Below are 25,806 nucleotides of genomic sequence, written 5' to 3'. Positions count from 1 at the left end.
GCTGCTCTTCGCGCCGCCGCTGCGCTAACCCACCTTACGAATTCAGGTCGGTATCTCCCCAAAGTTCTTCCCGACCGGCAGCACGGCGTGCCGGATCAGCCGCGAATCCTCCACCGCGGCCTGGCGGTGCTTCACCGCCTCGCGATAGACGGGGTCGCGGATCATCTCGACGAAGGCGGCGACGCTCGGATATTCGGCAATGAAGCAATGGTCCCAGCGTTCCTCCTGCGGGCCGATCAGCATCAGCTCGAACTTGCCCTGCCAGACGATGCGGCCGCCGAGACGCTCGAACACCGGGCCGCTTTCGCGGCCATAGGCCGCATAGGCTTCCGCGCCGCTGGCCTTGCGTCCGTCCGGATAGGCCGCCTCTTTGCGCAGGCGCACCAGATTGAGCATGTGGATCGGTCCCGGGCGATCGTTCTCCCGGAATTGCGCGAAGATCTCCTTGGTCGGATCGATATGGCCCATGACGCTCCCTCTTCTTGTTGATGGGCGATCCTAGCCTTGCCGCCCCGGAAGCGGAACTGCGGCCGGCGAATGCCGCATCTCCTAATCGCGCGTTAACGCCGGGGTAACTCGGCCTTAAACAGCGGCCAGTAGCGTCTCGGCGGGGCGGGCTGACCGGGCGTTTTGCGTATGGCGTGGGGAAAGAAAAAGGGTGCACGGAAGGAGCCGCTGTTCGGCTTGCCCGCGGCGCTCGCCGATCTGCGCCTCACCCCGGCGGACCGCGTTCCCGGCGGCGAGGACAAGCCGAAGAAATCTGCCAAACCATCGGCCAAGCGCAAAGCTGAGGATGCCGGCGACGAGCCGCCGCGCGAGCGCAAGGCGCCAGCCAGCCGCAGCGGCGCCAAGCGGCGATCGAAGTCGCGCTTCGGCACCGGCCTCGGCCGCCTGGTCTACTGGGGCGCGGTGCTGAGCCTGTGGGGCGTCATCGCCGTGATCGGCGTCGTGGTCTATGTCGGCGCCCATCTGCCGCCGATCCAGTCGCTGGAGATCCCCAAGCGCCCGCCGACGATCCAGATCGTCGGCATCGACGGCAGCATTCTGGCGCAGCGCGGCGAGATGGCCGGCGCCAATGTCGCGCTGAAGGACCTGCCGCCGTATCTGCCGAAGGCGTTCATCGCCATCGAGGACCGCCGCTTCTATTCGCATTTCGGCATCGACCCGGTCGGCATCCTGCGCGCCCTCGTCACCAATTTGCTTCATCGCGGCGTCTCGCAGGGCGGCTCGACCTTGACGCAGCAGCTCGCGAAAAACCTGTTCCTGACCCAGGAGCGCACCATCCAGCGCAAGCTGCAGGAGGTGGAGCTCGCGATCTGGCTGGAGCGCAAGCACTCCAAGGACGAGATCCTGGAGCTCTATCTCAACCGCGTCTATTTCGGCTCGGGCGCCTACGGCGTCGAGGCGGCGGCGCAGAAATATTTCGGCAAGTCGGCCAAGACCGTGACGGTCGCGGAAGCCGCGATGCTGGCCGGCCTCGTCAAGTCGCCGTCCCGCCTTGCCCCGAACCGCAACCCCGAAGGCGCCGAAGCGCGGGCGCAGATTGTGCTGGCGGCGATGGCGGATGCAAAGTTCATCACCGACGCCCAGGCCAAGGCCTCGATCGGCCATCCCTCCTACAACGTGAAGCCGGCCGGCGCCGGCACGGTGAACTACGTCGCCGACTGGATCGGCGAGGTGCTGGACGATCTGGTCGGCCAGATCGACGAGAGCATCAAGGTCGAGACGACGATCGATCCGAAGCTGCAGAGCGTCGCCGAAGCCGCCATCATCGACGAGCTCGCGGCCAAGAGCGTGAAGTTCAACGTCAGCCAGGGCGCGCTGGTCGCGATGACGCCCGACGGCGCCGTGCGCGCCATGGTGGGCGGACGGAACTATTCCGAGAGCCAGTACAATCGCGCGGTCACGGCAAAACGCCAGCCGGGCTCCTCGTTCAAGCCGTTCGTGTACCTGACCGCGCTCGAGCAGGGGCTGACGCCCGATACCATGCGCCAGGACGCGCCAATCGAGGTCAAGGGCTGGAGGCCTGAGAACTACACCCACGAATATTTCGGCGCGGTGACGCTGACGCAGGCGCTGGCGATGTCGCTCAACACCGTCGCCATCCGCCTCGGCCTCGAGGTCGGGCCGAAGAACGTGGTGCGCACCGCGCACCGGCTCGGCATCTCCTCCAAGCTCGAGCCCAACGCCTCGATCGCGCTCGGCACCTCGGAAGTCTCGGTCGTCGAGCTGGTCGGCGCCTATGCGCCCTTCGCCAATGGCGGCCTCGCAGTGGCGCCGCATGTCGTCACGCGGATCCGGACGGTCAGCGGCAAGCTGCTCTACATGCGCCAGCCGGAGGAGCGCAACCAGGTCGTCGACCCCCGCTATGTCGGCATGATGAACGCGATGATGCGGGAGACGCTTGTTTCGGGCACCGCCAAGAAGGCGGAGATCCCGGGCTGGCCGGCCGCCGGCAAGACCGGCACCAGCCAGGATTACCGCGACGCCTGGTTCATCGGCTACACCGCCAATCTCGTCACCGGCGTCTGGCTCGGCAACGACGACAACTCGCCGACCAAGAAGGCGACCGGCGGCGGCCTGCCGGTCGAAGTGTGGTCGCGCTTCATGAAGGCCGCGCACGAGGGCGTGCCTGTCGCAGCCTTGCCGAGCGCGCCCGGCGGCTGGGGCCTATCGAACCTCGCGCAGGCGGCCTCGCAGGTGTCGCCGCCGACGCCCGCGGCACCTCCGCAAGCGAACGCCGGCGGCTATCGCCCGCCTCCCCCGACGCGCGCCAATGTGCGGCCCGAGGCCGCCGCCGGGCTCGATGGCTGGCTGATGGATCGGCTGTTCGGCGGGAATCGGTAGCCGCAGGCTGAGGCCAGTCGGGGTCTCAAAACAAAACCGCGAAAACAACCCCATGCACAGTAGAACACGACGTCCGGCGTAACGCGGGGCGGATCGCGCTAAGCGTTTGATGCGGAGGGATTAGTCAGGCAAACGGCGCAAATGTCGCGAAGTGTGGCGAAAATCGAGCGAGGCGAGGTGATGTCTGCCACTCACTCCTGTCATTCCCCGCGCAGGCGGGGAATCCAGTACGCCGCGGCCTATCGATTAAATCATCGGCGTCACGGAATACTGGATCACCCGCTTTCGCGGGCGATGACAATGTTTGCTGAGTTGGCAGCGTGGGCCTAATCCTCTGGCCGCGTCCTAATCCTCGACCCCATACCGGTGCAGATCATTGCCGTACGTGTCGAGCCACTTCTTGGCGCGCTCCATCGACGGGCAGACCTTACCGCAGACGCGCCAGAAGCGCGGCGAGTGGTTCATCTCGACGAGATGGGCGACCTCGTGCGCGGCGAGGTAGTCGAGCACGAAGGGCGGGGCGAGGATCAGCCGCCAGGAGAACGACAGTGAGCCGGCCGAGGTGCAGGAGCCCCAGCGGCTGGACTGATCGCGGATCGAGAGGCGCTTGACCCTGACCCCGAGCTCGGCCGCGTAGACCTCCGCCGAGCGCTGCAGATCCTTGCGCGCCTCGCGCTTGAGGAAGTCGCTGACGCGGCGGTCAACATGCTCGAGGCCGCCGGCGACGCAGAGAATGCGCTCACCGCTGTCGCGCACCTCGGTCCACACCGTGCCGCGGGTGCCGGCGCGATGAACGATGCGATGCGGCGTGCCGCGCAGCGGTATCACCGTGCCCGGTTGGAAGGGAGCTGCCTTCGGCAAGCGGCCGAGGCGCGCCGCAATCCACGCACCGTGACGCTGTGCGAAGTCCTTGGCCTCCGCAAGCGTGCCGCGCGGCGGCATCGTGAGGATGGCTTCACGGTCGCTCGGATGAATTCTGAGCGTGTAGCGGCGCGCGCGGCGGTGCCGGCGCAGCCGAATCGCAAAGAATTGCGATCCGTGCGTGATGACGAGGGTCTTCGGTTCGTGGGGCCGCCGATAGAGGAGTGCGCGAGTGGCCATGTCTGTCAGTCCGGGGGGCAGGAGTTCGCCCGGATTCTGCCATAACCGCCGCCAGGGAAAGCGCTCGGCGCAAAAACAAATCATTTGCCCAATATACAGCGGTCAGACGTCCGGGAGACCCTACAGACTGGGGTTGGAACCGGCTTTTTTCGCCCCCGCTGGACGCATGCGACACCCCCAAGGGGTGAGGGTGGACTCACTCCTATAAAGCTACCTAAATACCGCGAATCTGGCGGGAACTTGCCCCTGCCGGAGGCCCTGGCAGGGGGCTCAAATTTCGACGGGAAAGCCGAAATTCGCGGTTATTCAGCCGCAAGCGCCTGCAACGAAGCCGGATTCGCCGCCGAAACCATGAAGTCGTGAATCCGCGGCACGATCTCCGACTTGAAACGCGATCCGTTGAACACGCCGTAATGTCCGACGCCCTTCTGGACGTAATGAACGCGGCGATGATCGGGAATCGCGCTGCACAATGTGTGCGTCGCTTCGGTCTGACCAAGACCGGAGATGTCGTCGTTCTCGCCTTCGACCGTCATCAGCGCGACGCGCTTGACCTTGGAAGGATCGACGCGGGTTCCGCGATGGGTCATCTCGCCCTTCGGCAGCGAGTGCTTCACGAACACGGTGTCGACGGTCTGCAGGTAATACTCGGCCGACAGATCCATCACCGCGAGATATTCGTCGTAGAAGTCGCGATGCTTGTCGGCGAGATCGCCGTCGCCCTTCACCAGATGGGCAAACAGCTGCTTGTGGGCATCCATGTGCCGGTCGAGATTCATGCTGATGAAGCCGTTGAGCTGCAAGAATCCCGGATAGACGTCGCGCATCATGCCCGGATGCGGGAACGGCACCTTGGTGATGACGTGGTTGCGGAACCAATCGATGCCGCGCTCCTGGGCGAGGTTGTTCACCGCGGTCGGATTGCGGCGGGTGTCGATCGGGCCGCCCATCAGCGTCATCGAGGTCGGCACGAACGGATCGCGCCGCGCTTCCATGATCGAGACCGCCGCGACGACGGGCACGGAGGGCTGGCACACCGCCATCACGTGGGTGTTGCCGCCGAGCACATGCAGCATCTCGATGACATAGTCGATGTAGTCGTCGAGATCGAAGCGGCCTTCGCTCAAGGGCACCATGCGGGCATCGGCCCAGTCGGTGATGTAGACCTCGTGCGCCGGCAGGAAGGCTTCGACCGTGCCGCGCAGCAGCGTCGCATAATGGCCGGACATCGGCGCCACGATCAGCACGCGCGGCTGCGGGCTGCGCAGCGGACGGGCGAACTTGCGATCGAAGTAGAGCAGCTTGCAGAACGGCTTTTCCCAGACCGAGCGGATCTCGACGGGGACGCGGATGCCGTTGACCTCGGTGTCGTTGAGGCCCCATTCCGGCTTGCCGTAGCGGCGCGTGGTGCGCTCGAACAATTCGCAGGCCGCGGCGACCGACTTGCCGACCTCGGTGCGCGACCAGGGATTGAGCGGATTCTGAAACAGCAGCTTGGTCGCGTCGGTGACCGCACGCGCCGGATTGAGAGAGGCGTGCGCCATCTCGTACATCCAGTACATCGGCGTCGTCAGGACCGGACTGCCTTCGGCCGCCAGGGGCGGCGCGCCGCCGAACTCACCAATTGGCATCGTCATATTCCTCTTCGCATCGCAGCATACTGCCGAATGCGTAATATTGCGTCAATCCATGGTTCCGTACATCTACGTGCCCGAAACGGCCAAATCAGCGTAAATCCACGGGAAAGTGACTTTATTCGCCGCCCGACAGCAGCGAGCCGTGCCGCTTTGCGCTGCGCAAAAGGGCAAGGAATGCCCCAAAAGATGCAGCCAGAAGCACCGCATTGATCACCAACGCCTCCAGCATCAGATCGGTCCTGAAGGTCTGCTCGATCAGCAGCGCACGCATTCCCTCGAAGGCATAGGTCGGCGGCAACGCCCAGGCGACGTATTGCAGCCAGACCGGCAACACGCTGACGGGATAGTAGACGCAGGCGAGCGGCAGGATCGCGAACATCAACGTCCAGACGATGCTCTCGGCGCCGAGGCCGTTTCGCAGCACGAGGCCCGAGACGAAGATGCCGACCGACCAGCTGGTGAAGATCAGATTGCAGAAGAACGCGATCAGCGGCAGGCCGAGGGCATAGACATTGAAGTGAAACAGGAACAGCGCGAGCAGGGTCATCGGAATGATCCCGATCGCAAGCCGGATCAGGCTCATGACCATCAGAGCCAGCAGAAACTCGATCGGCCTCAACGGGCTCATCATGAGGTTGCCGAGGTTGCGCGCCCACATCTCCTCCAGGAAGGAGATGGAGAAGCCGAGCTGGCCGCGGAACAGGATGTCCCAGAGGATCACGGCGCCGATCAGCGTGCCGCCGGCGCGCGCGAAGAAATTGGCGTTCTCGGCGATGTAGAGCTGGAGAAAGCCCCAGGTGATGACCTGCAGCGCCGGCCAGTACAACAGCTCGAGCAGCCGCGGCCAGGACGACAGCAGCAGATACCAATAGCGCAGGATCATCGCGCCGATGCGGTGGAGCGAGATGCCGCGGGCGGGGGACGCCGTCATTGCGAGAAGCTCGCGACAAAATTGCGAAGCAATTTTGCGCCGATGCGACGAAGCAATCCAGACTGCCTTCGCGGAACGATCCTGGATTGCTTCGCGGAGCCTGTCATCGGGCCGCGCTTCGCGCGGACCCGTTGGCTCGCAATGACGAAAGAAGCGCCCGTGGCCCTGCTATCCCTCATCGCACCGCCTCCTTCGCGCCGTTCGCCCGTCCGCGCGCGACGTCCAGAAACACCTCCTCCAGCGTGGTGCGGTTGTAGCGGGCCATGATCGCCTCGGGGGTATCGTCGTCCTCGATGCGGCCGCGCTTCATGATGATGACGCGGTCGCAGAGCCGCTCGACCTCGAGCATGTTGTGCGAGGCGAGGAGAATGGTGGCGTTGTTGTCCCGGCGATACCGCTCCAGATGCGCCCGCACCCAATCGGCGGTATCGGGGTCGAGCGAGGCGGTCGGCTCGTCGAGCAAGAGCAGCTCGGGCTCGTTGATCAGCGCCTTCGCCAGCGCAACGCGGGTCTTCTGCCCGGCGGAAAGCTTGCCGTTGGCGCGGTCGATGAAATCGCCGAGGTCGAGATCGGCGGCGAGCCTGGCGATGCGGCCAGCGAGATTCTTCACCGCATAGAGCTTGCCGAACACGGTGAGGTTCTGCCGCACCGTGAGCCGCATCGGCATGTCGACATAGGGGCTTTCGAAATTCATCCGCCCCAGCACGGACGCGCTCTCGTCGGGCATCTCATGACCGAGCACCTGCACGCGACCGGAGGTCGGCAGCACCAGGCCCATGATCATCGCGATGGTCGTGGTCTTGCCGGCGCCGTTGCCGCCGAGAAGGCCGGTGATGCTGCCACGCGGCAGAGAAAAGGAGATGTCGTCGACGGCGCGGGTCTGCTTGTAGACCTTGACGAGGTGATCGACCGCAATCGCCGCGGACGCAGCTCGATCCGCGACAGTCGGCCGACTTGAAGCCTTGCCATTCTCGGTCATGCTGGCCGTTCTTCTGCTATTGCATCGGCGAGCGCAAGGCTTGATGTAAGGGCTCCTCATCGGGCGGTTCCGCCAGCCCTGCGTTCGTGACCTTGGAAAGCGCCGCCACATCAGGCCGATATGACCGAAATTGCCGATTCCGACTTCCATCACGCGCAGCGGCATATCCGGCTGGACACGATCCTGCGGCTGCGCTGGCTCGCGGTGCTGGGACAGCTCGCCGCGATCTTCATCGTGGCCCAGGGGCTGGAGTTCAACGTCGAGATCATCCCCTGCGTCAGCATCATCGCCCTCTCGGCGGCGCTCAACCTCGCGCTCCAGACCGCGGCCAATCCGATGCAGCGGCTGGAGCCGATGCAGGCGGCCGGGCTGCTCGCGCTGAACATCGTCGAGCTGGCAGGCCTGTTGTTCTTCACCGGCGGGCTGCAAAACCCGTTCTCGTTCCTGTTCCTCGCGCCCGTGCTGATCTCGGCCACAGCGCTGCCGGCCCGCTTCACTTTCGGCCTCGGCGTGCTCGCGGTCGCCTGCGCGTCGGTGCTGTTCTTCTTCCATTTTCCGCTGCCGTGGGATTCTGACGATCCCCTGGTGCTGCCGCCGATCTATCTCGTCGGCGTCTGGCTCTCGATCGTGCTCGCGATCGGCGTCACCAGCCTCTACTCCTTCCAGGTGACCGAGGAGGCGCGCAAGCTCGCGGACGCACTGGCCGCAACCGAGCTGGTGCTGACGCGCGAGCAGCACCTGACCCAGCTCGACGGCCTTGCTGCCGCGGCCGCGCACGAGCTCGGCACGCCGCTGGCGACCATCTTCCTGATCTCGCGCGAGCTGGAAAAGACGGTGAAGGACCCGAGCATCGCCGCCGACCTGAAGACCTTGCGTGAGCAGACCCAGCGCTGCCGCGACATCCTCAGCAAGATCACCCAGCTCTCCCCCACCGGCGCGCCGTTCGACCACATGAAGCTGTCGGAGCTGATCGAGGAGGTGGTGGCACCGCACCGCGATTTCGGCGTCGAGATCAAGGTACGAATCGCGGTTGCCGCGGCGACCGAGCCGGTCGGCTCCCGCAATCCCGCGATCCTCTACGGCATCGGCAACATCGTCGAGAACGCGGTCGATTTCGCCCGCACCACCGTCGAGGTGAACGCCTGGTGGAACCAGGACCATATCGAGCTCGTGATCTCCGACGACGGACCGGGCATTCCGCCCGATATCCTCAACCGGATCGGCGAGCCCTATCTGTCGCGGCGCCGCCCCCAGGATGATGGCGGCGGCGAGCGGCGCGGCCTCGGCCTGGGCGTGTTCATCGCGCGCACCTTGCTGGAGCGCACCGGCGCCAAGGTCTCGTTTACCAACCGGATCTTTCCGGATCATGGTGCGGTGGTCCAGATCACATGGCCGAGACAGCGTTTTGAGGCTATCGAGACGCTCGAAGAAACAATAGGATAGGCATGATCCCGGAAAAGTGTTCTGCGGTTTTCCGATAGGATCATGCTGAAAACAAGAATCGCGAGCGCGATGACTGTTCATCGCGCTCGAGACCGCGACCTTGCGTCGCACAACGGGCCGGGTCGACCATTTGCCGCCTTGGCACCGCGCGATTGCGACGCCATATGTCGATGCGCTGGAGAGAGGACACAACCTTGAACGCCATTGCCGAACTGACCGAACAGACCGACCGCTCGCTTCTCATCGTTGAAGACGACAAGCCGTTTCTGGAGCGTTTGTCGCGGGCCATGGAGAGCCGCGGCTTTTCGGTGACATCATGCGACACGGTTTCGGACGGACTTGCGCAGATCGGCAAGTCGGCACCGGCCTTTGCGGTGGTGGATTTGCGGCTCGGCGACGGCAACGGTCTCGACGTCGTCTCGGCGCTGAAGAAGAAGCGGCCGGATGCCCGCGCCATCGTGCTGACCGGCTACGGCAACATCGCCACTGCGGTGACCGCGGTGAAGATGGGCGCGATCGATTATCTCTCCAAGCCCGCGGATGCCGACGACGTCGTCGCCGCGCTGCTCTCGACCAACACGGAGAAATCCGAGCTGCCGGCCAACCCGATGTCGGCCGACCGCGTCCGCTGGGAGCACATCCAGCGCATCTACGAAATGTGCAACCGCAACGTCTCGGAAACGGCGCGCCGGCTCAACATGCACCGGCGCACCCTGCAGCGGATCCTGGCCAAGCGCGCGCCGAGGTAAAGGTCTCGTAGGGTGGGCAAAGGCGCAAAGCGTCGTGCCCACCATATCTCTCGGATCATGATCAACTGTTTGGTGGGCACGCTTCGCTTTGCCCACCCTACGGCACTTGCGCTTGCGGCGCCGCTACTCCCAGAAATCCGCGTGGCCCTGCGGATCGACCAGGCGGTTGATCCGCAAGGCCGCCGCCATCGCGAAACGCACCGTCATCTGCTTGCGCGTGGCGGCGGCGAGCTTGTGCTCGGGCGCCTCGCAATGCAGGTGCGCGCCGTAGGCGTCGGCGACGATCAGGCCCGTATCTTGGGGAAATATCTCGCAGGGCAGATCCTGCGTGAAGGCGAAGAACAGCCGGTCGCAATGGGCGCGGTATTCGTGCCATTTCTGATCGGCGCGCAGATCCTCGACCGACGATTTGATCTCGACGATCCAGATCTCGCCGCGCTCGTTCAGCGCGACGAGATCGGCGCGCCGGCCCGACGGCAGCGGCAATTCGCTGATGCAGGAGAAGCCGAGCGAGCGCAGCAGCCGCGCGGTGCCGCGCGCGATGGCGAGCGCCGTCTCCGACTGGCGGCGATCCGGCGGCGGCACGAGGGTGATGCGGGCGGTGTTGTCCATGGCGGGGAGGATAGCCGATTCCATTTCGGCCGTCATTCCGGGGGCGCGCGCAGCGCGGAACCGCCATCGCCCTCAGCACTTATCACGCAGCCGCCGCACCCGGGCGGAACCAACGGCCGCGCGCGCATGATCGACGATCTCTGGTACAAGAACGGCGTGATCTATTGCCTCTCCGTCGGCTCCTACATGGACGCCAACGGCGACGGCGTCGGCGATTTCAAGGGCCTGCTGCGGCGGCTGGATTATCTGCACGGGCTCGGCATCACCACGATCTGGCTGATGCCGTTCCAGACCTCGCCGGGCCGCGACGACGGTTACGACATCGCCGACTATTACAGCGTCGATCCCCGCTACGGCACGCTCGGCGACTTCGTCGAGTTCACCCATGGCTGCAAGCAGCGCGGCATCCGCGTCATCATCGACCTCGTCGTCAATCACACCTCGGACCAGCACCAATGGTTCAAGGAAGCGCGGCGCGACAAGAACTCGCCCTATCGCGACTGGTACGTCTGGTCGGACAAGAAGCCGGCCAATGCCGACAAGGGCATGGTGTTTCCCGGCGTGCAGAAAACGACCTGGACGCGCGACAAGGAATCCGGCGCGTATTACTTCCACCGTTTCTACGATTTCCAGCCGGATCTCAACACCTCGAACCCGCATGTGCAGGCCGAGATCCTGAAGATCATGGGCTTCTGGATCCAGCTCGGCGTCTCCGGCTTCCGCATGGACGCGGTGCCGTTCGTGATCGCGACCAAGGGCGCGAAGGTGAAGAAGCCGGTCGAGCAGTACGACATGCTGCGCGCCTTCCGCGAATTCCTGCAATGGCGGCAGGGTGACGCCATCATCCTCGCCGAAGCCAATGTGCTGCCGAAGACCGACATGGAATATTTCGGTCGCGACGCCGACCGCATGCACATGATGTTCAACTTCCACGTCAACCAGCACCTGTTCTATGCGCTGGCCTCCGCGGATGGCCGTCCGCTGGCGAAGGCGCTGAAGGCGACAAAACCGCGGCCGGCGACGGCGCAATGGGGCCTGTTCCTGCGCAATCACGACGAGCTCGATCTGGGCCGCCTGACCAAGACCCAGCGCGACGCGGTGTTCAAAGCGTTCGGCCCCGACAAGGACATGCAGCTCTACGACCGCGGCATCCGCCGGCGGCTCGCGCCGATGCTGGGCGGCGACCGCAGGCGGCTCGAGCTCGCCTACAGCCTGATGTGCACCTTGCCGGGAACGCCCGTGATCCGCTACGGCGACGAGATCGCGATGGGCGACGATCTCTCGTTGCCCGAGCGCGATTGCGCGCGCACGCCGATGCAATGGTCGACCGAGCCACATGGCGGCTTCACCAAGAGCGACAAGCCCGCATGTCCCGTCATCGACGAGGGCCCTTACGGCTTTCCGCACGTCAACGTCGCAAAGCAGCGGCGCGATCCGAACTCCATGCTGAACTGGACCGAGCGCATCATCCGCATGCGGAAGGAGGTGCCCGAGGTCGGCTGGGGCGATTTTACCGTCATTCCCGAGCGCGATCCCGCGGTGTTCATCATGCGCTACGATTGGCGCAACAATTCGGTGCTGTTCGTGCACAATCTCGACGAGAAGCCGCGCGAAGTCGCGTTCTCAGTGGGGCTGTCAGGCGAGACCGGCGCGCACCTGATCAATCTGCTCGCGGAGGACCACAGCCACGCCGACAAGCGCGGCCACCATCGCATCGTGCTGGAGCCATATGGCTACCGCTGGTACCGCGTCGGCGGACTGGATTATCTGTTGAAGCGGAGCGATATCGACGACGAGGGTGGGAAGAAGCATCCGGGGTGACGTCGAAATGTCGGGTCTGCCCCCGTCGTTTCAGCGATCGTCATTGCGAGGAGCTCTTGCGACGAAGCAAATCCAGTCTGCTTCCGCGGAGACAGACTGGATTGCTTCGCTACGCTCGCAAAGACGAGGAGAGAGCGGTGGCCACCTCGGCCACCGTTCTCCCGGCGAAGCGACAGTTACGTCGCCCCCACCACCACGCCTTCGTTCCCGCGCAGGTTCAGCACGCCTTCGATCCCCTCACCTTCGCGATCCAGGAACGTCGACAGCAGGATGCGGCTGCCGAAGCGGATCGCGCTGGTGGTCACCGCGACAGGATCGGGGCCGAGATTGAGCGCCACGATCACGGCCTTGCCACCGGCCTCGCGACGGTAGATCAGGAGATCGCCTTGCGCGGCGATCGGGTGATAATCGCCGGCCACCAGCGGGGCACAGCTCCTCCGCAAGCCGATCAGGCGCTTGTAGAGGCTGAGGATCGAGCGCGCATCGGATTCGAGATTGGCGACATTGTCGCGGATGTGGTCTTCGGGCAGCGGCAGCCACGGCCTCGTTTGCGAGAATCCGGCGAAGTTCGAGGAATCCCATTGCATCGGCGTGCGGCAGCCGTCGCGGCCGACACCGATGCCGGGCACGTTCTTCTCGAAGGGATCGCGCACATCCTCCGGCGCGATCGCGAGCTGGTGCATGCCGATCTCGTCGCCGTAATAGAGCGTCGGCGTGCCGCGCAGCGTCAGCAGCAGCATGGCGGCGACGCGGGCCTGCTCGGGCCCGACGCGGCTCGCGACGCGCGGGCGATCGTGATTGCCGAGCACCCAGTTCGGCCAGGCGCCGCGCGGCAGTGCCTTTTCGTAATCCTCGATGATCTTCTCGATCGAGCGTGCGCTCCAGAAGGTCGAGAGCAGCGCGAAGTTGAACGGCATCTGCGCGCCGGTGAGATCGTTGCCGTAATAGGCCATGAGCCGGTGCAGCGGCAGATAGATCTCGCCGATCAGGACGCGCGCGCCGTAGGAATCGGTGACGCGCCGCATCTCGGCGATGACGTCGTGCACCTCAGCCTGGTCGGTGGAATATTGCGTGAGGATCCGCTCGTTCGGCGGGCGGCCCTCGACGTAATGCGGGTTCGGCGGGTTGTCGCGGAATTCGGCATCCTTGATCAGGTGCCAGATCACGTCGACGCGAAAGCCGTCGACGCCCTTGTCCAGCCAGAACCGCATCACGTCGTAGATCGCGGCGCGGACGTCCGGATTGCGCCAGTTGAGGTCCGGCTGCTGGGCGAGGAAGGCGTGATAGTAATATTGGCCGGTGGTCTCGTCGAACGCCCACGCGCTGCCGCCGAACTCGGACAGCCAATTGTTCGGCACGCCGCCGCCGGGCGCCGGATCGCGCCAGATGTACCAATCGCGCTTGGAATTGTCGCGCGATGACCGGCTTTCGACAAACCAGGGATGCTGGTCGGAGGTGTGGTTCGGCACGAGGTCGAGGATCAGCTTCAGGCCGTTGTCATGGGCGGCCGCGAGCAGCGCGTCGAAATCGGCCATCGTTCCGAACAGCGGCTCGATGCCGGTATAATCCGAGATGTCGTAACCGAAATCCGCCATCGGCGAGGGAAAGATCGGCGACAGCCAGATCGCGTCGACGCCGAGCGATTTGACGTAAGGCAGGCGCCTGAGGATGCCGGCGAGATCGCCGACGCCGTCGCCGTTCGAGTCCTGAAACGAGCGCGGATAGATCTGATAGAAGACGCCGTCGCGCCACCAATTCTCGTTGTCGTGAGCCATGCCGAAGACCACCCAAATCTGCCGCCTTGCGCGGGAGAACGCGACAGCAACGCCCCGGTTCAAATTGGCAGGCCAATTGGGACGGCCGTGTGACGCTTGTTCCCCGGTGCGAGCTCGAATCTTTTGCTTGGCGGCCCGGCAAAAATCGGCATTGTGAGGCCATGACCGAGCAAAACGACACAAAGGCCAAAGCGGGCGCGATCATCGTTCCCGTGACGCTGTTCGAGCAGAACTGCACCATCATCTGGGACGAGCCTTCCAAGAAGGCCGTGGTGATCGATCCCGGCGGCGACGTGCCGAAGATCCTGGATGCCATCAAGCAGACCGGCGTCACCGTGGAAAAGATCTGGCTGACCCATGGCCATATCGATCACGTCGGCGGCGCGGCGGACTTGCGCGACGCGCTGAAGGTGCCGATCGAAGGCCCGCATCAGGCCGACAAGTTCCTGCTCGACAACGTGGTCGAGAGCGGCGCGCGCTTCGGCATGACCGGCGTACGCAATTTTGCGCCCGACCGCTGGTTAGAGGAAGGCGAGCGCGTCTCGATCGGCGACCTGCACTTCGACATCCTGCACTGCCCCGGCCACTCGCCGGGCAGCGTGGTGTTCTTCAACGGGGATCTGCGGTTTGCCCATGTCGGCGACGTCCTGTTCGCCGGCTCGGTCGGACGCACCGACCTGCCCGGCGGCAGTCACGCCACGCTGATCAACTCGATTCTGACGAAATTGCTGCCGCTCGGCGACGACGTCGGCTTCATCTGCGGCCACGGCGCCGGCTCGAGCATCGGCCAGGAGCGGATGACCAACCCGTTCATCACCGGCGAGATGTGAGCATCGCGATCAACTATTTCATCAATCCCGCGGCCGTGAGCGCGCGGGTGATGATCTGGCCGAGATCGAAGCGGCTGGCGTGCTCGCGCTTCGGCTCGGTGCTCTCCTCGGCGACTTGCGCGCGGATCGAGCGGGCGAGATGCGGCGCGGGCGAGAGCGCCGGTTTCGCCGCGGGCTTCATGGCGGACTTGGCCTCCGCCTTCTTCGCCGCAGCGTCCGGAATCCACCCCGTGAGGCCGAAGAACTTTGCGATGTGGTAGGACGAGGAGATGCCGGCCTCGATCAGGAAGGCGCCTTCGATGCCGTAGCGCTGATCGTTGTCGGCAAGGCCAAGCGGCGTGCCGTGCGCCATGTCGGTGATGGCATAGGACTCGACCAGCGTCTCGCCGTCCTTGTCCCACCAGGCCTGTCGCGGATAGCCGTCGACATTGGTCTCCGCCATCGGCACCTCGGGCAGGTCATGCAGGTCGAGCCACTGCTTGACGATCTCGTTGGCGTTGCCGGGATTGACGGTGCGGTCGGCGCTGCCGTGCCACACCGAGACCCTCGGCCAGGGCCCGCGATGATCGGAGGCGCCGCGCACGAGATCGCCGAGCTCGCGCCCGGGACGCTCCGGGGAATGAAACATGCCGTCGAGCGCCTCGCGCAGATTGGCGGCGATGCCGTAAGGCAGCCCGGCAATGATCGCGCCGGCGGCGAAGACTTCCGGATAGGTCGCGAGCATCACCGAGGTCATGCCGCCGCCGGCCGACAGGCCGGTGATGAAGACGCGCCTCGGATCGATGCGATGGATCTTCACCATGTGCGCGATCATCGCGCGGATCGAACGCGGCTCGCCGCTGTCGCGCGCAGTGTCCTCCGGATTGAACCAGTTGAAGCAGGTGTTGGCGTTGTTGATGCGCTGCTGCTCGGGCATCAGCAGCGCAAAGCCGTAATGCTGCGCGAGCGTCGACCAGCCCGCGCCGAGATCGTAAGCGGAAGCCGTCTGCCCGCAGCCATGCAGCACGACCACCAGCGCACGCGGCCGCTGCAATTGCGCCGGCACGAACGCGAACATGCGCAAGGCGCCGGGATTGTCGCCGAAGTCCGTGACCTCCTGCAGCGGGCTCAATCCATCCGCGCCGCGACCGGGCTCGGCGAAGCGCAGACCGTCCAGCCGGGGCAGACGTCTCAACAGATCGATATTTCTGGCTAACGACACGGCAATGTCCTGGTGGGCGACGTTCAACGTCCAGCCCAACCAGATAGTTGCTGCGTTGCAAAATAAAAAGACCGTGTGCTGTCGATCTCGCGAAAATCGCGGAAAAACCCGCAGAAATCCGCACGTATTAACCGCACTGCCTCAACTTGATGCAGACGTGCGGCGCATCCACGTCAGAAATGCGGTGCAGATCGTGATTACCGTCATAAATAGCGCGAGCGAGACGAGAAATGCTGCACGCGATGAGTGTGCCGATTCGATCGCGACATACGCCTCACCGATTGCGGCCACGCCGGCCGCATTTCCGATCTGCACCGTGGTGCCATACATGCCGGAGGCCGCGCCTGCGGCGGCAGGCTTGACGGTCGAGAGCACCGCGCTCGACAGCGGGCCATCGCGGGTCCCGAAGATGACAATGGCGAGCGTGAGCGTGAGCGGCGTTGGCGGATCAATGTAGATTGCAATGAGCGCACGCGCAGCAAGACCTGTGATCTGCGGTGCGCAGTCCGCGAGGACTTTGATACGTCGCATGCAGGTCGCCGGCGATGCTCGCAAATCGCCATCATCCGTGCGATTACCTCCGAGGTAGGATCTGTGTCCCCCTCGCCGCTCTGGCCCGATTGCTGCATGTCGGTTCCCGCTGAATTTGCAGGCGTTCGAAAAGCACATCCGATGTACGACTACGACATGGTGGTGATCGGCTCGGGCCCGTCGGGGCGCCGAGCCGCAGTGCAATGTGCCAAGCTCGGCAAGGCTGTGCTGGTGGTGGAGAAAGGCCGACGGGTCGGCGGGGTCTCCGTTCACACCGGCACCATCCCCTCGAAGACGTTGCGCGAGACCGTGCTGAACCTGTCCGGCTGGCGCGAGCGCGGCTTCTACGGCCGCTCCTACCGGGTGAAGCAGGACATCGCGGCGAGCGACCTGATGACCCGGCTGCAGAAGACGCTCGACCACGAGGTCGAGGTGCTGGAACATCAGTTCAGCCGCAACCTCGTCCGCACCGCCAATGGCGAGGCGCGCATGGTCTCGCCGCATGAGGTCGAGATCACGAGCGCGATCGGCGAGACCCGGGTGGTGTCGGCCGCCTTCATCCTGATCGCCTGCGGCACGCGCCCGTTCCGTCCTGACTATGTGCCGTTCGACGGCACCAGCGTGCTCGACAGCGACGAGATCATCGAGCTGCCGAAATTGCCGCGCAGCCTCGCCGTGATCGGCGCCGGCGTGATCGGCGTCGAATATGCCACCATCTTCAGCGCGCTCGACGTGCCCGTCACCCTGATCGAGCCGCGGCCGACCTTTCTCGATTTCATCGACAAGGAATTGATCGACGAGTTCATGCACGAGCTGCGCGACCGCAATGTCGCGCTGCGGCTCGGCTCCAAGGTGACGTCGATCGGGAAGACTGAGCAGGGCAGCATCGTCACGCATTTGTCCGACGGGCGGCACGTCACCACGGAAATGCTGCTGTTCGCGGCCGGACGTGTCGGCGCCACCGACCGGCTCAACCTCGAGGCCGCCGGCATTGCCGTCGACCATCGCGGCCGCATCTCGGTCGATCCCGTGACCTTGCAGACCAGCATACCGCACATCTACGCGGCCGGCGACGTGATCGGCTTTCCGAGCCTTGCCTCGACCTCGATGGAGCAGGGCCGCGTCGCCGCCTGCCACGCGCTCGGCATGGAGCCCCTGGCGCCGCCGGAGTTCTTTCCCTATGGCATCTATTCGGTGCCGGAGATCTCGACCGCCGGTCTCACCGAGGAAGAGGTGCGCACGCGCGGCATTCCCTACGAGGTCGGCATCGCCCGCTTCCGCGAGACCTCGCGCGGCCACATCATGGGGCTGAACAGCGGCATGATGAAGATGATCTTCTCGACCAAGACTCGCCGCCTGCTCGGCGTCCACATCCTCGGCGAGGGCGCCACCGAGCTGATCCATATCGGCCAGGCCGTGCTGAATCTCAAAGGCGGAATCGACTATTTCATCCAGAACACGTTCAACTATCCGACGCTGGCCGAGGCCTACAAGATCGCCGGCCTGGATGCATGGAACAGGATGACACGATAGCGTCGGGGATTCCGGGTGATGGGGACTCGCCGCGAGTCGCCTGTCCGTTCGAACGAGGCTCTCCCAACACGTCATTGCGAGCGCAGCGAAGCAATCCAGAGTCTTTCCGCGGAGGGATCTGGATTGCTTCGCTGCGCTCGCAATGACGGCGTGGGGCTTTTCGAGAACCCAATTACCTCCGTCTCCGCGGAGCCTCCCCGCCCTCTCCCCGTAAGAACGGGGAGAGGGAGACGAGACACTTCGCCTCGCCACGCATGCCCGCATTCCACCACGCGGGACATCGCGTGATTGCGTTCGTGCCGTCAGGCACGTAGCCTGATGCGACCACGAAAACAGAAAATTCAGCCGGAGAGACCGCCATGGCGCGCCTGAAGTTCGGAGCCTTTCTTGCCCCGCATCACCCGATCGGGGAGCATCCGATGCTGCAGTTCCGGCGCGATCTCGACCTGGTCGAGCAGCTGGATGCGCTCGGCTATGACGAGTTCTGGTGCGGCGAGCATCACTCCTCGGGCTGGGAGATGATCGCCTCGCCCGAGATGTTCCTGGCCGCGGCCGGCGAGCGTACCAAGCGGATCAAGCTCGGCACCGGCGTGGTGTCGCTGCCCTATCACCATCCCTTCAACGTCGCCCAGCGCATGGTGCAGCTCGACCACATGACCGGCGGCCGCGCCATCTTCGGCTCCGGACCGGGCGCGCTCGCCTCCGACGCGCACACGCTCGGCATCGATCCGATGACGCAGCGCGACCGCCAGGACGAAGCGATCGGCGTGATCCGCCGGCTCTTCAACGGCGAACGTGTCACGGCGAAGAGCGACTGGTTCACGATGAACGACGCCGCACTGCAGATCCTGCCGTTGCAGGAGGAGATGCCGTTCGTGGTGGCCTCGCAGATCTCGCCCTCCGGCATGACGCTGGCCGGCAAGTACGGCATCGGCATCATCTCGCTGGGCTCGATGACGACGCAGGGGCTGATGTCGCTGCAGCAGCAATGGCAGTTCGCCGAGGATTCCGCCAAGAAGCACGGCACCACGGTGAGCCGGGCCGACTGGCGCGTGCTTCTGACCTTTCACATCGCCGAGACCCGCGAGCAGGCGCGCAAGGAAGCCGGCGCCGGGCTGATGCGCTGGCACAACGAATATAATGTCGGCACGCTGCAGCGGCCGGGCCTCACCGCGTTCTCGTCGCCCGACGAGGCCGTCGACAAGACCGCCTTCGTCGAAGGCGCGGCGTCCACCATCGGCACGCCCGACGATCTCGTCAAAACCATCAAGAACGTGATGCAGGTCTCCGGCGGCGTCGGCGCCATCATCGGCTTCGTGCACGACTGGGCCAATCCGGAAGCGACGCGCCGGAGCTGGGACATGGTGGCGCGCTATGTGGTGCCGGAGATCAACGGCTACATCGACGGGCTGCGCAAGTCGCAAAAATTCGTGATCGAGAATCGCGCGATCTTCGAGCGCGCCGGCCAGGCCGTGATGGCCAAGATCATGGAGAACGAGAAGGCCGCCGAGGCGCTGAAGGTCACCGGCCCCGGCCGCGTCGCCATTCCCGCCGTCAACGCGCCGGATCTGCAGAAGGAAGCGGCAAAGCGGTAGGGCGGCGATCGGCGCCGCCTGGGTGCACCTCTCCCCGGAGGGGAGAGGTGAACCACGCCGCGGCACTTTCGCTCGTAGGAACGGCACATCGCTTCTGCGCGAGTTGTGCTAAGCTGATCGGATCAGCCTTGCTCTACCGGAGCAATCTTCATGTCGATGCAGAGTGCCGCCCCTCCGCTTCCGTTCACTCCGCCCAGGCGCAACGAGCTGACCCACATTCCCGGCGACGAAGGCTGGCCGATCATCGGCAAGACCTTTCAGGTGCTCGCCGATCCCAAGGGCCATATCGAGGCGAACGGCGCCAAATACGGCCTGGTCTACCGCACGCACTTTTTCGGCGAGACCAATGTCGTGCTGCTCGGGCCCGAGGCCAACGAGCTCGTGCTGTTCGACCAGCAGAAATTGTTCTCCTCGACCCATGGCTGGGACAAGGTGCTGGGGCTGTTGTTTCCGCGCGGATTGATGCTGCTGGATTTCGAGGAGCATCGGCTGCATCGCAAGGCGCTCTCGGTCGCGTTCAAGTCCGGGCCGATGAAGTCCTATCTCGGCGACCTCGACCGCGGGATTTCCGCGCGCATCGCGCAATGGAAGGCGAAGCCCGGCGAGATGCAGCTTTATTCGGCGATGAAGCAGCTCACGCTCGATCTTGCCGCGGCCTCGTTCCTCGGCGCCGACATCGGGCCGGAGGTCGACGAGATCAACCGCGCCTTCATCGACATGGTGGCCGCCGCCGTCACGCCGGTCCGCCGCCCCCTGCCCGGCACCCAGATGGCGCGCGGGGTGAAGGGGCGCAAGCGCATCATCGCCTATTTCCGCGAGCAGATTCCGCTGCGGCGCGGCAATCACGGCGGCGACGATCTGTTCTCGCAACTCTGCCGCGCCACCCATGAGAACGGCGCGCTGCTGTCGGATCAGGACATCATCGACCATATGAGCTTCCTGATGATGGCCGCGCACGACACGCTGACCTCGTCGCTGACCTCCTTCATCGGCGAGCTCGCCGCCAATCCGGACTGGCAGGACCGGCTGCGCGCGGAGGTGCGCGCGCTCGGCCTTGCCTCCGGCGCGCCGACCAGCTTCGACGATCTCGATAAGATGCCGCTGAGCGAGATGGCGTTCAAGGAAGCGCTGCGGCTCAGGCCGCCGGTGCCGTCGATGCCGCGCCGCGCGATGCGCGATTTCAGCTTCAAGGGTTTTGCGATCCCCGCCGGCACCGCGGTCGGCATCAATCCGCTCTATACCCACCACATGAAGGAGATCTGGCCGGAGCCGGACCGTTTCGATCCCCTGCGCTTCACCGAAGAGGCGCAGCGCGGCCGCCACCGCTTCGCCTTCGTGCCGTTCGGCGGCGGCGCGCATATGTGCCTCGGCCTGCACTTCGCCTACATGCAGGCGAAGTGCTTCGCGCGGCATTTCCTGGAGAACATCGAGGTGTCGCTCGCGCCGGGCTACAAGCCCGACTGGCAGATGTGGCCGATCCCGAAGCCGCGGGACGGGCTGCGGGTGCGGGTGAGAGCGGTATAGCGTCACCACCGTCATTGCGAGCGAAGCGAAGCAATCCAGGCCGTCTCCGCGGAAACGGTCTGGATTGCTTCGTCGCAAGGGCTCCTCGCAATGACGGAACCCCAGTCTCGCAGGGTAGGCAAAGCGAAGCGTGCCCACCACGCTTCTGCGGGTTCAAATATCGATGGTGGGCACGGCGCGCGAAGGCACGCCTTTGCCCACCCTGTACCGGCACCGTCATCTGCGCCGCCTACGCCCCCTGATCGAACGCCTTGCGCAGGGCCACATAGCCCTGCTGCTGCTGGCTCCAGTTGCGGCCGCCGGTCATGGCGCCGTCGACGACGAGGTCGTGGCCGTTGATGAAGCTGGATTCGTCGCTGGCCAGGAACACAGCGGCATGGGCGATATCTTCAGGAAGACCCGCGCGCGGGATCGGCTGCGCGGTCTTGTAGACCTCGCGCATCACCGCCGGTGTCTTCTCGGCAGCGTCGGTCGAGAGCCCCAGCGCCTTGCCGAAGATGCCGGTCGCGATCGCGCCGGGCGAGATCGCGTTGACGCGGACGTTGGATTCGCCGAGCTCCATCGCCACGCATTTGGTGAGATGGATCACCGCCGCCTTGGCCGCGCTATAGACCATCGACGAGGAGAAGCCGGCGAGGCGGCCGGCAATGCTGCCATTGTTGATGATGCTGCCCGCGCCCTGCTTCTTCATGTAAGGCGCGGCGTGCTTCATGCCGAGCATGACGCTGCGCACCAGCGTCGCCATCGCCGCGTCGAACCGCTCGACCTCGAGGCCTTCGATGCCGCCGGTCTGCGCCGGCCCGCCGGCATTGTTGAACAGACAGTCGATCCTGCCGAACTTGTCGACCGCGAGCGCGATCAGCGCCTGCATCTGCGCTTCCTCGGTGACGTCGGTCTGCCGGAAGACGCAACTTTCCCCGAGCCGCGATGCCAACGCTTCGCCTTCCGGTACGCGCCGGCCCGCGATCACAATTTTGGCACCTTCGGCAACGAAGACTTCCGCAGTGCGCAATCCGATGCCGCTCGTCGCCCCCGTAATCACTGCAACCTTGCCATCCAGCCTGCCCATGGAATGTTCCTGTTTTCGAGTGATTTGATGCCAAAAGGCGAATGCCGGCCGCCGCCGTCGCCGCAGCGGTCACTATTCCTGCCCGCTTCCGACAAGGCAAGCTATGCTTGCACGGGCGGCATGCGTAACATCCTCACCGGCCGCTCGATCGTCGAACGCCTATCGCAACCGGGCAGCGCATGAGGAAGCTGATCGACGAGTTCCGCAAGGGCTGGCAGGGTGCGGCGCCGCCCTCGCTCGGTCTGAGCATCGGCTTTGCGGTGGTCTGCCTGTTGGGTGCAACCCTTGTTCGCTGGGGCCTCGCTCAGGTTCGCCCCGACATCTATTTCACGCCCTACTTCCCGGCGGTGTTCTTTGCTGCGGCCCTGGGCGGATTCCGGATCGGCATCGTCACGGCGCTCGTCGGCGGCGTGCTCGGCGTCGTCCTCAATTTCGGCGATGCTTTTGCCGATCGCGCGCGTTTTGCCCTGCTGGCGCTTTACTGGGCCGTGTGCGCGATGACCATCTGGGGTGTCGAGCATTATCGCACCATGCTGGCCGAGCAGCGCCGAATTTCCAAACGCCTGATCGAGGAAGAGGAATATCGCAAGCTGCTGGTCGACGAGCTCCAGCACCGGCTGAAGAACAAGCTCTCGACCGTGCACGCCGTGATTCATCAGGTGCTGCACGACCAGCCGCAGGTCTGGGCCCGGGTCGACCCGCGGCTGCGCTCGCTGGCCGCAACCGACGATTTGATCTCGCGGATCGACAAGGCCGGCTGCGACATCCGTGACCTGCTGATCTCGGAGCTCGGGCCTTACGGCCATGTCCGCTTCACGCTGAATGGCGAGCGGCTGTTCCTGCCGCCGAGGCTCGCGGTCACGCTGTCATTGATGTTTCACGAGCTGGCCACCAATGCGGGCAAGTACGGCGCGTTCTCCGCCCCGCGCGGCCTGTTGCAGGTGTCATGGACCATCATCGACGACCGCCTGACCATCACCTGGGACGAAACCGAAGGACCGAGCGTGGACAAGGTGTCGGAGCCCGGCTTCGGCACCAAGCTCTTGAAATCGGCCCTCTCGGCTTTCGACGGCAGGACCGAGATCTCGTATCTGAAAACCGGGCTGCATTGCATCATGCAGTGTCGAATTCCACGAAGCGAATAGTCTCGCGAGCAAAGCGAAAGCAGAATCGCGCACCTCGCGCGCTGTTTTGCCGAGCGCGTTGACGCTCTGTTAATGACGATGTTCTGCGCGCGTCGGATCGTCGCAAGTTTTCTCCAAAACACCCCCGTATTTCTCCGGAGCCCTTAACCAAACTTAAGAGGGAACCACGGAAGATCGCGCCCATTGCTAAAGGCGCGCTGAAACAACAAGATTCATGACTTCTATGAACGACAATCACTATTCCGGCGCGACTGAGGCCGAGCTCGGTTTTCTCAAGGAAATCGTTCGAATGCTGCCGGCCGGCCTTACCGTGCAGGACGCGCATGGCGAGCTTCTGCTGGTCAACGATGCCGCCGCCGCGCAGCTCGGCATGGACGGCAACCGTCCTTCACCCGATCTGACGCCGCGCCGCGAAGCCTGCCGGCAGGCGCTGAGCGCCGGCATGCCGGTCGTGACCGAGGAAGCGCTTCACGTCGGCGCGGCGCGAAAGGTGCTGCTCACGACCCATCGTCCCGTTCGTCTCGACGGACGCGAACTCCTGATCTCGGCATCCTCCGACATCACCGAGCAGAAGAATTTCGAGGACCAGCTGTTCCGCTCGGCCTATTTCGACGAGCTGACCGGGCTGCCCTCGCGGCGCGTGATCGAGCACCGCGCCAACGCCCTGCTCGCGCGCGACGGCGGCGACGAACGCTTTGCGCTGGCCTTTCTCGACGTCGACAATTTCAAGCACATCAACGACTATTACGGCCATGCCGTGGGCGACGCGCTGCTGGTCGAGCTGTCGAAGCGGCTCGGACGCGACTTGCGCGATTCCGACATGCTCTCGCGCATCTCCGGCGACGAATTCCTGCTGCTGCTGTCACCGATCCAGGGCCAGGACGAGGTCGCCGAATTCATGCAATCGACGCTGGAGCGGCTGACCGCACCGTTCTTCATCGATCATTCGGAAGTGTTCGCCTCGACCTCGGTCGGCATCAGCCTCTATCCCGACCATGGACGCAGCTTCGAGATGCTGCGGCAGAACGCCGACATCGCGATGTACCGCATCAAGAACAACGGCAAGGGACTGGCCGCCTTCTTCGATACCAGCATGGAACGCGAGGCGCAGGCGCGGATGAAGGTCGAGCAGTCGCTGCGGCTCGCGATCCTGGAAAAGCGCTTCTGCTGCGCGTTCCAGTCCAAGGTCGACATCCGCACGCAAGCCGTGAAGGGCATCGAGGCCTTGGTGCGCCTGCGCGACGACGAAGGCGTGATCCAGGCGCCAGGCTCATTCATCAATCTTGCCGGCGAGCTCGGCCTGATCGACGAGTTGACCCATCTCGTGCTCGCCGAGATCGTCAAGTCGATCGACCTGATCAACGACACGTTCGGCGTCGAAGCGACCATCAGCATCAACGTCGCCGCCAAGCAGGCCGGCAACCCCGAGTTCATGCGCAGCTTTGCGCAGGCGCTGGACGAGACCGGCTTTCCGCAGCGGTTCATGATCGAGGTGACGGAAGACGCTTTCGTCGCCAAGAATCATTTCCAGGCCGAGATCTTGCCCATGTTCCGCAAGCTCGGGGTCGGCATCTCGATCGACGATTTCGGCACCGGCTATTCCTCGCTCTCGGCGCTGGCCGACATCACCGCCGACGAGATCAAGATCGACCGTTCCTTCATCACCGACATCCATAAGCGCCCGCGCAGCCAGGGCATCTTGCGCGCGATCGAATCCTTGAGCGAAGCGCTCGGCATGACGGTGATCGCCGAAGGCCTGGAATCCTACGAGGAGCTGGCCTATCTGCAGGCCGCCACCAAGATCCGCTACGCGCAGGGCTATTACTTCGCCCGGCCGATCTTCCTGGAGGAGCTGAAGCTCGCAACGCCCTCCTCGAGCGAGGCGCGGGTCAGCGTGGCAACCCGCCCGGCGCAACAGAACCGCCAAGGCTATTCGCGGGCGAGCGGCTACCGGCGGTAGGGGTGCGTGGCCTTGAAGCTGCGCATCGCTACAGACTGCGCTAGACCACATCAATTCCGTTGAGTGAAGCTTCGAGCTTCCAAGGCGGCATGCCTTGAGACCGGCGGATGGCGTCAAGTGGCAGCCTCACTGGTCGGTTTGTCGGGGAGGGTTGGGCAGGCGCCGTAGCGTTCCATGCCGATGGACCAGGCTTCGGCCTCCGCCCGGTTCGTCTCGCGAATGGCCGCTTCGGCACGCTCGCGTGCTCTTTGGGCATGGCTCTCCGCGCCCATGATCCCCCCACGACCTCTCGAGGCTTTGTGTTCATGCCCCATAGATTCCCGCGCGGCCGCCACGGCCCATAGACTACGGATGCGGCAAGCATATTACCCCAATCGGCCAGCCCGTCTGTCATCGTCCATCCCAGGCACCCGGCTGCCAGCCAAATGCCCGCCGACTGTGAAAATCGCGGATTGTTGAAAAAAACTTTCGCCGTTTTGCCGGCCATCCGCGGCCTACTGAAAGGCGATTGCAGATAGAGTGA

At 64.6% G+C, this 25,806-nt stretch carries 20 protein-coding genes; 10 read left to right on the top strand and 10 right to left on the bottom strand.

Annotated elements, in window-relative coordinates:
* Positions 1-42: 42 nt before the first annotated feature.
* Positions 43-468, bottom strand: coding sequence for a DUF1330 domain-containing protein (locus BDOA9_RS07235; RefSeq protein ID WP_025033272.1), 426 nt, complete (start codon positions 466-468; stop codon positions 43-45).
* Between the two features lie 168 nt (positions 469-636).
* Between BDOA9_RS07235 and BDOA9_RS07230 the strand changes: the two genes are divergently transcribed.
* Positions 637-2,847: a transglycosylase domain-containing protein gene (locus tag BDOA9_RS07230; protein WP_025033271.1), complete on the top strand. Its 2,211-nt coding sequence runs from the start codon at positions 637-639 to the stop codon at positions 2,845-2,847.
* Positions 2,848-3,192: 345 nt separating this feature from the next.
* Here BDOA9_RS07230 and BDOA9_RS07225 read toward each other — a convergent pair whose 3' ends face one another.
* The 4 genes from BDOA9_RS07225 to BDOA9_RS07210 form a co-directional block, all read right to left on the bottom strand.
* On the bottom strand, positions 3,193-4,032 hold the full coding sequence (locus BDOA9_RS07225) for a M48 family metallopeptidase (protein ID WP_025033270.1): 840 nt from the start codon (positions 4,030-4,032) through the stop codon (positions 3,193-3,195).
* Between the two features lie 218 nt (positions 4,033-4,250).
* Positions 4,251-5,579 carry a polyhydroxyalkanoate depolymerase gene (locus BDOA9_RS07220; protein ID WP_025033269.1) on the bottom strand — a complete coding sequence of 443 codons (1,329 nt, stop codon included), beginning with the start codon at positions 5,577-5,579 and terminating at the stop codon, positions 4,251-4,253.
* Between the two features lie 121 nt (positions 5,580-5,700).
* Positions 5,701-6,516, bottom strand: coding sequence for an ABC transporter permease (locus tag BDOA9_RS07215; RefSeq protein WP_025033268.1), 816 nt, complete (start codon positions 6,514-6,516; stop codon positions 5,701-5,703).
* Positions 6,517-6,691: 175 nt separating this feature from the next.
* Positions 6,692-7,495 (bottom strand): ABC transporter ATP-binding protein, encoded by an 804-nt coding sequence (locus BDOA9_RS07210; protein WP_025033267.1) that lies wholly within the window; start codon positions 7,493-7,495, stop codon positions 6,692-6,694.
* Positions 7,496-7,615: 120 nt separating this feature from the next.
* On the opposite strand from BDOA9_RS07210, the gene BDOA9_RS07205 reads away from it, so the two are divergent.
* Both BDOA9_RS07205 and BDOA9_RS07200 read left to right on the top strand, forming a co-directional pair.
* On the top strand, positions 7,616-8,938 hold the full coding sequence (locus tag BDOA9_RS07205) for an ActS/PrrB/RegB family redox-sensitive histidine kinase (protein ID WP_025033266.1): 1,323 nt from the start codon (positions 7,616-7,618) through the stop codon (positions 8,936-8,938).
* 194 nt (positions 8,939-9,132) lie between these two features.
* On the top strand, positions 9,133-9,687 hold the full coding sequence (locus BDOA9_RS07200) for an ActR/PrrA/RegA family redox response regulator transcription factor (RefSeq protein WP_025033265.1): 555 nt from the start codon (positions 9,133-9,135) through the stop codon (positions 9,685-9,687).
* A gap of 123 nt (positions 9,688-9,810) precedes the next feature.
* Here BDOA9_RS07200 and BDOA9_RS07195 read toward each other — a convergent pair whose 3' ends face one another.
* Positions 9,811-10,299, bottom strand: a complete 489-nt coding sequence (locus tag BDOA9_RS07195) for an MmcB family DNA repair protein (protein WP_025033264.1) — start codon at positions 10,297-10,299, stop codon at positions 9,811-9,813.
* 126 nt (positions 10,300-10,425) lie between these two features.
* Here BDOA9_RS07195 and BDOA9_RS07190 point away from each other — a divergent pair, with 126 nt between their 5' ends.
* Positions 10,426-12,120, top strand: coding sequence for an alpha-amylase family protein (locus tag BDOA9_RS07190; protein ID WP_025033263.1), 1,695 nt, complete (start codon positions 10,426-10,428; stop codon positions 12,118-12,120).
* A 176-nt stretch (positions 12,121-12,296) separates the two neighbouring features.
* Here BDOA9_RS07190 and BDOA9_RS07185 read toward each other — a convergent pair whose 3' ends face one another.
* Positions 12,297-13,895, bottom strand: coding sequence for an alpha-amylase family glycosyl hydrolase (locus BDOA9_RS07185; RefSeq protein ID WP_025033262.1), 1,599 nt, complete (start codon positions 13,893-13,895; stop codon positions 12,297-12,299).
* Between the two features lie 161 nt (positions 13,896-14,056).
* On the opposite strand from BDOA9_RS07185, the gene BDOA9_RS07180 reads away from it, so the two are divergent.
* A complete protein-coding gene (locus tag BDOA9_RS07180) occupies positions 14,057-14,725 on the top strand; it encodes an MBL fold metallo-hydrolase (RefSeq protein WP_025033261.1) in 669 nt (222 codons plus the stop codon).
* A 13-nt stretch (positions 14,726-14,738) separates the two neighbouring features.
* Here BDOA9_RS07180 and BDOA9_RS07175 read toward each other — a convergent pair whose 3' ends face one another.
* Both BDOA9_RS07175 and BDOA9_RS07170 read right to left on the bottom strand, forming a co-directional pair.
* Complete coding sequence (locus tag BDOA9_RS07175) at positions 14,739-15,926, bottom strand: extracellular catalytic domain type 1 short-chain-length polyhydroxyalkanoate depolymerase (RefSeq protein WP_025033260.1); 1,188 nt, start codon at positions 15,924-15,926, stop codon at positions 14,739-14,741.
* 141 nt (positions 15,927-16,067) lie between these two features.
* The gene (locus BDOA9_RS07170; protein ID WP_025033259.1) at positions 16,068-16,457 is read right to left on the bottom strand and encodes a hypothetical protein; all 390 of its coding nucleotides are present in this window, start codon (positions 16,455-16,457) and stop codon (positions 16,068-16,070) included.
* Positions 16,458-16,598: 141 nt separating this feature from the next.
* On the opposite strand from BDOA9_RS07170, the gene sthA reads away from it, so the two are divergent.
* The 3 genes from sthA (at position 16,599) to BDOA9_RS07155 (ending at position 21,109) form a co-directional block, all read left to right on the top strand.
* Positions 16,599-17,990: a Si-specific NAD(P)(+) transhydrogenase gene (sthA, locus tag BDOA9_RS07165; RefSeq protein ID WP_025033258.1), complete on the top strand. Its 1,392-nt coding sequence runs from the start codon at positions 16,599-16,601 to the stop codon at positions 17,988-17,990.
* Between the two features lie 359 nt (positions 17,991-18,349).
* Positions 18,350-19,585 carry an LLM class flavin-dependent oxidoreductase gene (locus BDOA9_RS07160; protein WP_025033257.1) on the top strand — a complete coding sequence of 412 codons (1,236 nt, stop codon included), beginning with the start codon at positions 18,350-18,352 and terminating at the stop codon, positions 19,583-19,585.
* Positions 19,586-19,735: 150 nt separating this feature from the next.
* Complete coding sequence (locus BDOA9_RS07155) at positions 19,736-21,109, top strand: cytochrome P450 (protein ID WP_025033256.1); 1,374 nt, start codon at positions 19,736-19,738, stop codon at positions 21,107-21,109.
* A 229-nt stretch (positions 21,110-21,338) separates the two neighbouring features.
* On the opposite strand, the gene BDOA9_RS07150 is transcribed toward BDOA9_RS07155, so the two are convergent.
* Positions 21,339-22,178: an SDR family NAD(P)-dependent oxidoreductase gene (locus BDOA9_RS07150; protein ID WP_025033255.1), complete on the bottom strand. Its 840-nt coding sequence runs from the start codon at positions 22,176-22,178 to the stop codon at positions 21,339-21,341.
* A gap of 179 nt (positions 22,179-22,357) precedes the next feature.
* On the opposite strand from BDOA9_RS07150, the gene BDOA9_RS07145 reads away from it, so the two are divergent.
* Positions 22,358-23,323, top strand: a complete 966-nt coding sequence (locus tag BDOA9_RS07145; RefSeq protein WP_025033254.1) for a sensor histidine kinase — start codon at positions 22,358-22,360, stop codon at positions 23,321-23,323.
* Between the two features lie 223 nt (positions 23,324-23,546).
* Positions 23,547-25,283 (top strand): putative bifunctional diguanylate cyclase/phosphodiesterase, encoded by a 1,737-nt coding sequence (locus BDOA9_RS07140; protein WP_042335578.1) that lies wholly within the window; start codon positions 23,547-23,549, stop codon positions 25,281-25,283.
* The last annotated feature ends 523 nt before the right edge of the window (positions 25,284-25,806 follow it).

Origin of the sequence: Bradyrhizobium sp. DOA9 (assembly GCF_000617845.2) — a bacterium.
GTDB lineage: Bacteria > Pseudomonadota > Alphaproteobacteria > Rhizobiales > Xanthobacteraceae > Bradyrhizobium.
This window is presented reverse-complemented; position numbering and strand designations above follow the sequence as displayed.

Coding starts and splice junctions, on each gene's coding strand:
- BDOA9_RS07190 (WP_025033263.1), top strand. CDS start 10,426: ATGATCGACGATCTCTGGTACAAGAACGGCGTGATCTATTGCCTCTCC.
- sthA (WP_025033258.1), top strand. CDS start 16,599: ATGTACGACTACGACATGGTGGTGATCGGCTCGGGCCCGTCGGGGCGC.
- BDOA9_RS07215 (WP_025033268.1), bottom strand. CDS start 6,516: ATGACGGCGTCCCCCGCCCGCGGCATCTCGCTCCACCGCATCGGCGCG.
- BDOA9_RS07145 (WP_025033254.1), top strand. CDS start 22,358: ATGAGGAAGCTGATCGACGAGTTCCGCAAGGGCTGGCAGGGTGCGGCG.
- BDOA9_RS07160 (WP_025033257.1), top strand. CDS start 18,350: ATGGCGCGCCTGAAGTTCGGAGCCTTTCTTGCCCCGCATCACCCGATC.
- BDOA9_RS07155 (WP_025033256.1), top strand. CDS start 19,736: ATGTCGATGCAGAGTGCCGCCCCTCCGCTTCCGTTCACTCCGCCCAGG.
- BDOA9_RS07185 (WP_025033262.1), bottom strand. CDS start 13,895: ATGGCTCACGACAACGAGAATTGGTGGCGCGACGGCGTCTTCTATCAG.
- BDOA9_RS07210 (WP_025033267.1), bottom strand. CDS start 7,495: ATGACCGAGAATGGCAAGGCTTCAAGTCGGCCGACTGTCGCGGATCGA.
- BDOA9_RS07205 (WP_025033266.1), top strand. CDS start 7,616: ATGACCGAAATTGCCGATTCCGACTTCCATCACGCGCAGCGGCATATC.
- BDOA9_RS07180 (WP_025033261.1), top strand. CDS start 14,057: ATGACCGAGCAAAACGACACAAAGGCCAAAGCGGGCGCGATCATCGTT.
- BDOA9_RS07195 (WP_025033264.1), bottom strand. CDS start 10,299: ATGGACAACACCGCCCGCATCACCCTCGTGCCGCCGCCGGATCGCCGC.
- BDOA9_RS07225 (WP_025033270.1), bottom strand. CDS start 4,032: ATGATTTGTTTTTGCGCCGAGCGCTTTCCCTGGCGGCGGTTATGGCAG.
- BDOA9_RS07170 (WP_025033259.1), bottom strand. CDS start 16,457: ATGCGACGTATCAAAGTCCTCGCGGACTGCGCACCGCAGATCACAGGT.
- BDOA9_RS07150 (WP_025033255.1), bottom strand. CDS start 22,178: ATGGGCAGGCTGGATGGCAAGGTTGCAGTGATTACGGGGGCGACGAGC.
- BDOA9_RS07230 (WP_025033271.1), top strand. CDS start 637: ATGGCGTGGGGAAAGAAAAAGGGTGCACGGAAGGAGCCGCTGTTCGGC.
- BDOA9_RS07140 (WP_042335578.1), top strand. CDS start 23,547: ATGAACGACAATCACTATTCCGGCGCGACTGAGGCCGAGCTCGGTTTT.
- BDOA9_RS07220 (WP_025033269.1), bottom strand. CDS start 5,579: ATGCCAATTGGTGAGTTCGGCGGCGCGCCGCCCCTGGCGGCCGAAGGC.
- BDOA9_RS07235 (WP_025033272.1), bottom strand. CDS start 468: ATGGGCCATATCGATCCGACCAAGGAGATCTTCGCGCAATTCCGGGAG.